Here is a 10,508-nt window from a genome sequence, read left to right on the forward strand (position 1 = left end):
TCCCCTTTTGAGAGCATTGCGCCAGACGCCGCGTCCATCCGCGGTCGTCATCAGGATCGCCCGCGGTCATTCACGGACGATCGCCGAGAGAACGTTTTGGCGCCTAAAAAGATACAGTGAAATCAAACTGATAAGGATCATAGACGTGCATCAGGCATGTCATCCCATCGGGATGGCGACGCCGCGCGCATCCCATCCGCGGCTGGACCGTTACCCCGGAGAACCGACGTTTTCCGGAGACCTCGCGTGCCCGACACCTGCCTGCGCCTGAACAATCATGCCGCCATCGTCACGGGGGCGAGTTCCGGCATCGGTCTCGCCGTGGCGGAGGCGCTGGCGGGCGAGGGGGCGGCGGTCGTCGTCAACTATCGCTCTCATCCAGAGCCTGCCGACGAACTCGTCGACCGGATCAGGGCGGCGGGAGGTCGCGCCGTGGCGGTGCGCGCCGACGTGTCGCAGGAGGAGGATGTCGTGCGACTGTTCGACGAGGCGACCGAGGCGTTCGGCCGCGTCGATCTGCTGGTCGCGAATTCGGGCGTCCAAAAGGACGCGGGCATCGCCGACATGACGTTGGAAGACTGGAACACGGTCATCGGCATCAACCTGACCGGGCAGTTCCTGTGCGCGCGCGAAGCCGTCCGCCGCTTCCGTGCGCAGCCGAAGGACGGGCGGCCGGCGCGCAGTGCCGGGGCGATCATCGCGATGAGTTCGGTGCATGAAGTGATCCCCTGGGCGGGGCACATCAACTATGCCTCCGCCAAGGGGGGCGTACGGATGCTCACGCGATCACTGGCGCAGGAGGTGGCGGGCGACGGCATCCGCGTGAACGCGATCGCGCCGGGAGCGATACGCACGCCGATCAACAAGGACGCTTGGGAGACGGACGAGGCGCTGACGAAGTTGCTGCGCCTGATCCCGTATGGGCGGATCGGCGAGCCCGAGGATGTCGCGCGCGCGACGGTGTGGCTGGCGTCGGACGAGGCGGATTACGTGACGGGCACGACCTTGTTCGTCGATGGCGGCATGGCGCTCTACCCGGAATTCCGCGATAATGGCTGAGGCCGCCGCGGCCAAGGCCGGAACGGTGCCGCCGCTCAGGACGATCGGCGATCACGGAATCATCGGCGATCTGGAGACGGCGGCGCTGGTCGCGCGAGACGGGACGATCGATTATCTGTGCTGGCCGTCGCTCGACAGTCCGTCGATCTTTGCCGACCTGCTGTCTCCGGGGTCGGGCGGGACGTTCACGATCCGGCCCGATCTGGAGTCGCCGCGCAATCTGCAGCTGTACGTGCCCGACACCAACCTGCTGCTGACCCGCTGGATGGCGGAGAGCGGCGCGGCGGAGGTGCTCGACCTGATGCCGCATCCCGATGCCCGCGCGCATCCGGACCGGGAGGCGCGCTGCCTGATCCGGCGGATCACGGTGACGCGCGGGGCGGTGGATTTTACGATCCGGTGTGCGCCGCGCTTCGACTATGCGCGAGAGGTGCCGGAGGTGACGGAGGAGGCCGGCGGCATCCGCTTCGCCGGCCGCGACCTGACGCTGCGGCTGTTCGCGTCTGTGCCGCTGACCTGTGAACCGGGCGCGGTGGAGGCGCGCATCACACTGTCCGCGGGCGAAACCGCATGGTTCGCGCTGGGCGAGGAGGCGTTGCTGCGCCCCGTCGATGCCGGGATCGCAGCGGAAATCGTCGCGACGACCGAGGCCTGGCGAGGCTGGGCAGGGCATTCGACCTATCGGGGCCGCTGGCGCGAGGAAGTCCTTCGCTCCGCGCTCGCGCTGAAGCTGTTGACGTCGCGGCGGCACGGGTCGATCGCGGCGGCGGCGACCTTTTCGTTGCCGGAAGCCACGGGGGCGGGACGGAACTGGGATTATCGCGCCAGCTGGATCCGCGATGCGTCGTTCACCGTCTATGCGTTCATGCGGCTGGGCTTCTACGACGAGGCAGAGCATTTCCGGAAATGGGTCGGCCAGCGGATGATGGCAGCGGATGCCGATAACCCGATCCGCATCATGTACGCGATCGACGGGTCGGAGGCGCTCGACGAATCCGAGCTCGATCATCTCGCGGGCTACGCGGGCAGCCGACCGGTGCGGATCGGCAACGCGGCTCATTCGCAGAGCCAGCTGGATATCTTCGGCGAGCTGATGGACAGCACCTATCTGTCGAATAAATACGGCGCGGCGATCAGTCACGAGGGCTGGGAGCATGTCCGCGGCATCGTCGACTATGTGATGCACAATTGGGATCGGCCGGATGCCGGTATCTGGGAGATGCGATCCGAACCACGCCACTTCCTGCATTCGCGAGTCATGTGCTGGGTCGCGATGGACCGCGCGATCCGGCTGGCGAAGAAGAGGTCGCTGCCCGCCCCGATCGTCGAATGGGCGGAGTGCCGCGATGCCATCGTCGCGGATGTCTGGGCGAACTTCCGGCACCCGGAACACGGCTATTTCGTGCAGGAGCGGGGCGGCACCGAACTGGACGCGGCCCTGTTGATGATGCCGCTGATGCGGTTCGTATCCTCAACGGATCCGGTGTGGCTCAAGACGCTCGACGCGATCGAGGAGCATCTGTGCGACGACGGTTTGGTCTATCGCTATCGCAACACCGACGGGCTGGAGGGCGGGGAGGGCGCGTTCACGACCTGCACCTTCTGGTACGCCGAATGCCTCGCGCGTGCCGGGCGGCTGGACGACGCGCAGATGATCCTTGCCAAGGGGCTGAGCTATGCCAACACCTTGGGCCTGTTCGCCGAGGAACTGGACGAACGTGGCTTGCAGCTCGGCAATTTCCCGCAGGCCTTGACGCATCTGGCGTTCATCAGCGCGGCCTTCTTCATCGATCGCCGGATCGACAAAAACTACCAGCCCAATTGGCAACCCTGATGCCGGTCGGTCGCGACGACGACGACGCGCTGCGGGAGGCAGCGGCGCATCGCGGCATGAAGCTGGTCAAGTCGCGCCGGCGCAAGCCGGGAGCGGGCGACTATGGCAAATACGGACTCACGGATGCGGGCGGAAAGGCCTTGCTGGGCATCGGCGACGACGGCCTGACCGCGACGGCAGACGATGTTCGAAGCTATCTGCGCAAGGCGGAGGGATCGACATGGGCAGCGTCCGCGGACGTGACGCCGGTGCGGTATCCGCCGCGGCCGGTCGTGGAAAAGGCCGAGGAGGAGGAGTCCGCGGAGACAATCGTGGCGGCGCGCAAGCCGCGTCAAGCTCAGCAGGTGAAGGAGAGAGAACCTGAACCTGAACCCGAACCTGAACCCGAACCTGAACCTGAACCTGAACCTGAACTGCGTGTCCGGCCTGCCGTGAAAGGCGACTTGAAGGCGGTCGCGGCGTTGCTCGACGCCCAGGAGTCGGTGTCGGCGGACCGGTTCGACGCCTTGCGCCGAAGCGGCGGCGGCGTGCTGGTGGCGGATCGCGGCGGGGTCATCGGCTGCATCGCCTGGCACATCATACTGGGTCTGCATGCGCCTCCTATCGGGCGGCTTACCGCGATCGTGGTCGACAGGGCCACGCGACGCCGGGGCGTCGGGCGGGCGATGTTCGACGCGGCGGTGGCGGCGATGGTCGATCAAGGGTGCGGGAGCGTCGAGGCGGTCGGCGCGATCGCGGTGCGCAACGCCAACGGTTTTTACCGGACGGTCGGGTTGGGGCAGGAGGGATACCGCTTCGTGCGGGATGTCGGGGAATGAGGTGGTGGTATGAGCCACGACTCCTCACCGGCGCTCTTGTTCACCAGCCCCAGGGCCGCTCCCGGAACCACTTCGTCACGACGTATTTGGCGCCCGCCCGGACCTTCATGCCCTGATGAAGCGTGGCCGGGTTCATGGTCCGGTCGGGGCGGCGGTTGTTCCAGCATACCAGTTTACCGGTCTCCGGCTGGATGATCTTGTCGACCGCCTTGAACCGGGTCGCGCCGCCGGCCTCGGGTTCGTTGAGGTAGATCATCACCGTCCACGTCCGGTTGCCCGCGACCGAGCAATAGCGCTCGAAGTCCGCGCCGTTCGGCTCGAAATAGTCGGTATGCCCCTTGAACTCCTGCCCGACGGCGTAGCGTTGTCCCTGCAACGGCTCGCCATGCGCCGGATCGAGACCGGTCAGCGCCGTGATCGCCGCCTCCACCTCTCGGACGGCGGGATCGTCAGCGTCGAGATCGCCCGTTTCGCTGGTCCGGAAGCCGTCATCGCCCGTGGCGTCGGCGATCGTGGAGGGCCGGCGCACCGCATCGATCTGCGCGATCAGCGCCGCGCAAAGCTCGGGCGACAGGAAGTCGCGGCGGACGAACAGCGTCAATTTGGGGCTGGGGATGCGCTGTACGCCGGACTGGCGGAGGATGCTGGCCGCCACGGGGGCTTCGTCGATGCCGGAACCGGATGTCGTCATGCCGTCACCCTGCCAGCAGGCGTTCGTTCTCCGCCAGCGCCTTTTTGTTTCAGTCCGCTGACGCAATCGCGTAACATGGCGTCGATAGGGCGATCGGGCGGGATGGGATTGCGATGCAGTTGAAGCTCGACGCGCGTGCGCGCCGCTGGTTGCGGCGGCTTCCGCGCGTCAACGTCTACTCGGTGGCCGAACTGGCGCTCATGGCCGGTCTCGCGACGCAGGTCGCGCGGCTGCTATGGGTCGTCGCCACCCCCGTGACGCCGCTGGGCGACTGGCGACCGGCGGGTATCGCGCTGCCGGGCAGCCCCCTGTCGATCCTGTCCGGCTTCGACCCATTCTTCCGTCTGGGTGCCCCCGCCGACGCGCCCGCCGCCGTCACCAGCCTGCAACTGACGCTGTTCGGCATCCGTCTGGACGAGGCGACCGGCCGCGGATCGGCGATCGTGGCAGGCCCCGACGGCGTGCAGCAGAGCGTCGCGGTGGGCGAAGAGGTCCAGCCCGGCGTCCGCCTGAAGGCGGTGGCGTTCGATCACATCACGCTCGACCGGGGTGGCGCGACCGAGGACCTGTTCCTCGACCAATCCGGCGCGACCCCGGCGCCGCCGGTTGCGGGGGCCGTACCGATGACCGCTGCCGCCCCCGGTGTAGCACAACCGCCAGTGGCCGATGCCGTGCCCGCCAGCCGTATCCGGCAGGAGATCGGCTTCATCCCACGCCTCGACGGTGGCAGGATCAGCGGCCTGATCGTTCGGCCACAAGGTAGCGGCGTCGTGTTTCAGAAGGCGGGCCTGCGCGAAGGCGACGTCGTGACGTCGATCGGCGGCCGTCCCGTCAGCGGCCCCGGCGATCTCGACCGGGTTACCGCCGATTTTGCGGGTGGCGGCAACGTCCCCATCACCGTCGAGCGCGGGCAGCAGACGCTGTCGCTCTCCATTTCCGTTGCAGGCTCCCGTCCGTGAAGTTTTCCCATCTCCTGATCCCTGCTGTCGTATTGGCGGCTCCCGCGCTGGCGCAGACCACGCTGAACGTCCGCGATGCCGATATCCGCGCGTTCATCGCCGACGCCGCTCGCGTCACGCAGCGCACCTTCATCATCGACAATCGCGTGCAGGGAAAGGTGACCGTCGTCACCGACCGGCCGCTGTCCCGCTCCGAATATTTCGAGGTGTTCCTGTCGACGCTCAGGGCCAACGGCCTCGTCGCGGTGCCGACGGGTAACGGCGCGCTCCGTATCCAGCCGATCGACAATGCCGCCAGCCAGCCGACGCGGATCGGATCGGGCGGCGCGGCGCGCAACAGCTTCGTGACGGAGATCGTCCGCCTGCGCTCGGTCGATGCGGCCAGCGCGGTCGAGACGGTGCGGCCGCTGGTATCCGCGCAGGGTGCGGTGACCGCCAATCGCGGCGGCAACAGTCTCGTCGTCGTCGATTTCGCCGACAATATCCGCCGCATCCGCGAAGTGTTGCGGCGGATCGATACCGATAACTCATCGACCCGCGTCGTGACGCTCCAGAACGCCGGCGCGCGGGAGATCGCGACCGCGCTTCAGGCGCTGGCCTCTGGCGGATCGGCGGCGGCTGGACAGCCGCAGGGGCAGGGCGGCGCGCCGTCCGCGGGCGGAGGCAATGCCGGCGGCATCTCGATCGTGTCGATCGACAGCAGCAACTCGGTGGTCCTGCGCGGCGACCCCGCGACGGTCGGCCGGCTGGCGCAGATCGCCGCCGACCTCGATCGCAAGGCGCGCAGCGGCACCGAAATCCGCGTCGTGTTCCTGGAGAATGCCGACGCCGAGCAATTGCTCCCCGTCCTGCAACAGCTCGTCGGTCAGACGCCCGATCCCGTGCAGGAGACGACGCTGTCGCGCGGGTCGTTCCAGACCAGCAACTCGGCCAGTGGCACCGGCGGCGGCACGAGTTCGCGCACGGTACAACCCGTGCAGCAGGCCGCGCCGCAATCCTCCGGCAGCGGCGGCCAGCCCAACGCGCAGAACGCCGCCGTCACCACGCAGGGCGGGCGGACGGCGGCGGTCGTCACCCGCTTCCAGGGCGCCAACGCGATCGTCATCGCCGCCCCCGCGGACATCCAGCGCCAACTGACCGAGGTGATCCGCCAACTCGACACCCGCCGCGAACAGGTGCTGATCGAGGCGATCGTCGCCGAAGTGTCGGACCAGACCGTCAGCCGGCTCGGCGCGCAGTTCCTGCTGGGCAATCTTTCGGGCGGTGCCTTCGCCGCGTCGACCTATACCAATACCGCGCCCAGCCTGCTGACGATCGCCGGCGCCGTCGGCGCGCGCGAACTGGCGACGACGACGACGACCATCAACGGCAACACGACGACGACGACGACCAACAACACCGTGTCCGACACGCTGGCGCAGTCGGCGGTCAGCTCGATCCTCGGCACCACAGGTGGCTTCGCGGGCTGGGGCGGCAAGATCGGCGACACGATCTTCGGCGCGATCATCAATGCGGTGAAGAGCGACAATACGTCGAACCTGCTTCAGGTCCCGCACATCATCACGCTCGACAATCAGCAGGCGCACAGCCTCGTCGGGCAGGAGGTGCCGGTGACGACCGGGCAGGCGCTGTCGCCCGGCAATTTCGACAATGCCTTCCGCACCGTGCAGCGCCAGAATGTCGGTATCCAGCTCGACGTGAAGCCGCAGGTGAATACCGGCGGCTCGCTGAAGATGTATCTGCGGCTGGAGGTCAGCTCGGTCGCGGGTCCGGTGTCGAGCGACAATTCGGAACTGATCTTCAACAAGCGCGCGTTCGAAAATACCTTCACCGTCGACGATGGCGCGATCACCGTCATCGGCGGCCTGCTGGACGACAACGAACGCCGCACGATCGAGAAGATCCCGTTCCTCGGCGATATTCCGGTGGTGGGTAACCTGTTCAGGTCGAAGGCGAAATCGCGTACGAAGACGAACCTGATGGTCTTCATCCGCCCCACCATCCTCCGCAACGCCGAAGACAGCCGCCGCGTCACCGAACAGCGCTACGGCTACCTCCGCGCGTCGCAGGGCTATGCGGAGCCGGGCGCGGAGCCATCGATCGACCAGCTTGTGCGCGATTACTTGAACGCCGCCCCGCCGATTCCCCGCGCACCCCTGCCAGGCAATATCGAGGACCCCAATATCGCCGCTCCGCTGCAAGGCGCGAAGACGATCCGCCCGGAGCGGAAATGACAATCCGCACCGGCGAGGAACTGGCGCTGGCCGAGGAGCAGGCCGTGCAGGCCGCTATCCTGCCGCCGCCGCCGACCGGCGGCGTCGCCGACCTGCCGCAGGTGACGATCCCGTATCTGTTCGCCCGCCGCTTCGGCGTGGTGGTGCAGGCGACGGATACCGACGGGCACCTGACGATCGGCTTGCGCGAAGGCGCGGACCCGAAGGCGCTGATCGAGGTGCGTCGCCATCTCGGTCGCCCGTTCGACGTGGCGATCGTGCCGCAACAGGCATTCGACCGGCTGCTGTCGGATGCTTACGCGATGGACGGCCAGGCGAACGCCCTGGCCGCGGTCGGCATGGGCGACGAGCTCGACCTGCTGGCGGACGGGCTGCCGACCGCGGAGGATTTGCTCGATACGGCGGACGACGCGCCGGCTATCCGCCTGATCAACGGAATCATCGCCGATGCGGCCCGCCACGGCGTGTCGGACATCCATATCGAGCCTTACGAAACCGGCCTCGTCGTGCGGATGCGGATCGACGGCGTACTGCGCGAGACGTTGCGGATGCCGCCGCATGTCGCCCCCGTCGTGGTCAGCCGCATCAAGGTCATGGCCCGCCTCGATATCGCCGAGCGTCGTATTCCGCAGGACGGACGCATGGGCCTGACGCTGGGGGGCAAGTTGCTCGACGTACGCGTCTCGACATTGCCCAGCCGCGCGGGCGAGCGGGTCGTGCTGCGTATCCTCGACAAGGAGAATGCCGGGATCGACCTCGACGCGCTGGGCATGACACCGTCGATGTTCGCCCTTCTGCGCGGCGCGTTAGCCGAGCCGAACGGCATCATCCTCGTCACCGGGCCGACGGGTTCGGGCAAGACCACCAGCCTCTATGCTGCACTGCGCCTGCTGAACGACGGCAGCCGCAACATCCTGACCGTCGAGGACCCGGTGGAATATGCGGTCGACGGTGTCGGCCAGACCCAGGTCAACGCCAAGGTCGGCCTGACCTTCGCGGCGGGCCTGCGCGCGATCCTGCGTCAGGACCCGGACGTGGTGATGGTCGGCGAAATCCGCGATCGCGAGACGGCGGAGATCGCGGTGCAGGCGTCGCTGACCGGCCACCTCGTGCTGTCGACGGTCCATACCAACGACGCCGTCGGCGCGATCACGCGCATGCGCGACATGAAGGTGGAGCCGTTCCTGCTCGCCTCGACGCTGCGCGCCGTGATCGCGCAGCGGCTGGTGCGGCGGCTCTGCCCGGTCTGCCGCGAGCCGGTGCCGGCGCGCGAGACGGTAGCGCCGCTGCTCGGCATCGATCCGGCGGCAAAGGTGCGCCGCGCGGTCGGATGCGAGAAGTGCGGCCATTCGGGCTACAAGGGCCGCATCGGCGTGTTCGAGGCGGTGCGCGTCGACGAGACGATCCGCCGCCTGATCAACGAGGGCGGCGACGAGCAGGCGATCTCCGATCACGCCTTTGCGCGCACCACGAACCTAGCCACTGCCGCACGCGAACTGGTGCTGGCGGGCGAGACAACGCCGGAGGAAGCGGTGCGGGTGTCGCGGCGCGATGTCACCGATGTCTTGGACGCGGTGGATGCGTAATCACCCTTACCCTTGGCCGGCCCCTCGCTTTCCCCGCGGGAGAGGGAGAGAGGAGCGAAGCGACGGAAGGGTGAGGGCCCCCCTGTCCAATGGCTGACTTCGACTACATCGCCATCGACACGCGCGGTGCGGAAAAGCGCGGACACGTTGCCGCAGCGTCGATCGACGCCGCGCGGACCGCGCTCGACCGGCAGCGGCTGTATGTAGTGCGCCTCGAACCCGGATCGCCGCCGGTCGCGACCGCGCGGCCGCTGTTCGGGCTCAAGCTGGGTCGCGCGAAGATGAGCGGCAAGCAGTTGACGCTGTTCACGCGCCAGCTCGCGACACTCAACCGCGTATCCCCGCTGGAGGAGTCGCTGCGAACGATCACTCGCCAGACCGAGCAGGACAGCGTCCGCGCGATCGTCGCTCAGGTACATGTCGGTGTCGTTGAGGGGCGCCGCCTCGCCGATTCGATGGCGCGCGAGCCGAAGAGCTTCCCGCCCCTCTACCGCGCGATGGTCGCGGCGGGCGAGAGTTCGGGCACGTTGCCGACGATCCTCGACCGGCTGGCGGCGTTGCTCGAGCGGCAGGCGGAAATCCGCGGCAAGCTCATTACCGCGCTAGCCTATCCCGCGATCCTCGCGATCGTCGCACTCGGAGTCGTCTCGGCGCTGATGATGTTCGTCGTCCCGCAGGTCGTCGAGCAGTTCGACACGGTCGGGCAGGAATTGCCGTTCCTGACGCGTATGGTCATCGCCTTTTCCGATCTGCTGGTCGGGTGGTGGTGGGCGATGCTGCTGGGCGTGGCACTGGCCGGCGTGGTGCTGTGGCAGGCGCTGAAGCAGCCACCGATCCGGCTCGCCTTCGACAGCTGGCTGCTACGCATTCCGCTGATCGGGCGGCTGCTGCGCGACCTGCATGCGGCGCGGATGGCGCGGACGCTGGGAACGATGGTCGCCAGTCGTCTGCCGCTGCTCGACGGGCTGATGCTGACGGCCGGCACGATCCACAACCGCCGGCTTCGCGTCGCGTCGGACGACATCGTCGAGGCGATCCGCGGCGGTGGTAGCTTGTCGGCGGCGATGCGGCGCGCGGGCGTCTTTCCGCCGCTGCTGACGTATCTGGCGGCGTCCGGCGAAGCGGCGGGGCGGCTGGACGAGATGCTGGAACGCGCGGCCGACTATCTGGAACGCGAGTTCGATCGCTTCACCGCGACCGCATTGTCGCTGCTGGAGCCGGCGATCATCGTCATCATGGGTGGCATCGTCGCGACGATCGTGCTGTCCATCCTGCTGCCGATCCTGCAACTGAACACGCTGGCCGGCGGGTAGCGGCAGGACAATGA

8 protein-coding genes are annotated in these 10,508 nt (G+C 67.7%); 7 read left to right on the plus strand and 1 reads right to left on the minus strand.

All coding sequences use genetic code 11. The features are described from left to right. The first annotated feature begins 246 nt into the window (after positions 1 to 246). From AC0CH8_RS09475 to AC0CH8_RS09485, 3 genes are read left to right on the plus strand one after another with little or no spacing between them, the layout of a single operon-like run. Positions 247 to 1,059, plus strand: coding sequence for an SDR family oxidoreductase (locus AC0CH8_RS09475; RefSeq protein ID WP_465239675.1), 813 nt, complete (start codon positions 247 to 249; stop codon positions 1,057 to 1,059). After that, positions 1,052 to 2,893: a glycoside hydrolase family 15 protein gene (locus AC0CH8_RS09480; RefSeq protein ID WP_465239676.1), complete on the plus strand. Its 1,842-nt coding sequence runs from the start codon at positions 1,052 to 1,054 to the stop codon at positions 2,891 to 2,893. Before AC0CH8_RS09475 ends, AC0CH8_RS09480 begins: the two co-directional genes overlap by 8 nt. After that, the gene (locus AC0CH8_RS09485) at positions 2,881 to 3,711 is read left to right on the plus strand and encodes a GNAT family N-acetyltransferase (protein WP_465239677.1); all 831 of its coding nucleotides are present in this window, start codon (positions 2,881 to 2,883) and stop codon (positions 3,709 to 3,711) included. The genes AC0CH8_RS09480 and AC0CH8_RS09485 overlap by 13 nt, the downstream gene beginning before the upstream one ends. Positions 3,712 to 3,751: 40 nt before the next feature. On the opposite strand, the gene AC0CH8_RS09490 is transcribed toward AC0CH8_RS09485, so the two are convergent. Further along, complete coding sequence (locus tag AC0CH8_RS09490; protein WP_465239678.1) at positions 3,752 to 4,402, minus strand: prolyl hydroxylase family protein; 651 nt, start codon at positions 4,400 to 4,402, stop codon at positions 3,752 to 3,754. Positions 4,403 to 4,515: 113 nt separating this feature from the next. Between AC0CH8_RS09490 and AC0CH8_RS09495 the strand changes: the two genes are divergently transcribed. The 4 genes from AC0CH8_RS09495 to gspF all read left to right on the plus strand — a co-directional run bounded on the left by AC0CH8_RS09495 (position 4,516) and on the right by gspF (position 10,494). After that, on the plus strand, positions 4,516 to 5,361 hold the full coding sequence (locus AC0CH8_RS09495) for a type II secretion system protein N (RefSeq protein WP_465239679.1): 846 nt from the start codon (positions 4,516 to 4,518) through the stop codon (positions 5,359 to 5,361). Further along, complete coding sequence (gspD, locus tag AC0CH8_RS09500; RefSeq protein ID WP_465239680.1) at positions 5,358 to 7,595, plus strand: type II secretion system secretin GspD; 2,238 nt, start codon at positions 5,358 to 5,360, stop codon at positions 7,593 to 7,595. The genes AC0CH8_RS09495 and gspD overlap by 4 nt, the downstream gene beginning before the upstream one ends. Continuing rightward, positions 7,592 to 9,181 carry a type II secretion system ATPase GspE gene (gene gspE / locus AC0CH8_RS09505; protein WP_465239681.1) on the plus strand — a complete coding sequence of 530 codons (1,590 nt, stop codon included), beginning with the start codon at positions 7,592 to 7,594 and terminating at the stop codon, positions 9,179 to 9,181. The genes gspD and gspE overlap by 4 nt, the downstream gene beginning before the upstream one ends. Positions 9,182 to 9,270: 89 nt before the next feature. After that, positions 9,271 to 10,494, plus strand: coding sequence for a type II secretion system inner membrane protein GspF (gene gspF / locus AC0CH8_RS09510; RefSeq protein ID WP_465239682.1), 1,224 nt, complete (start codon positions 9,271 to 9,273; stop codon positions 10,492 to 10,494). Positions 10,495 to 10,508: the final 14 nt, after the last annotated feature.

Source organism: Sphingomonas sp. AC435, assembly GCF_979253005.1.

Coding starts and splice junctions, on each gene's coding strand:
- AC0CH8_RS09480 (WP_465239676.1), top strand. CDS start 1,052: ATGGCTGAGGCCGCCGCGGCCAAGGCCGGAACGGTGCCGCCGCTCAGG.
- gspF (WP_465239682.1), top strand. CDS start 9,271: ATGGCTGACTTCGACTACATCGCCATCGACACGCGCGGTGCGGAAAAG.
- AC0CH8_RS09490 (WP_465239678.1), bottom strand. CDS start 4,402: ATGACGACATCCGGTTCCGGCATCGACGAAGCCCCCGTGGCGGCCAGC.
- gspE (WP_465239681.1), top strand. CDS start 7,592: ATGACAATCCGCACCGGCGAGGAACTGGCGCTGGCCGAGGAGCAGGCC.
- AC0CH8_RS09495 (WP_465239679.1), top strand. CDS start 4,516: ATGCAGTTGAAGCTCGACGCGCGTGCGCGCCGCTGGTTGCGGCGGCTT.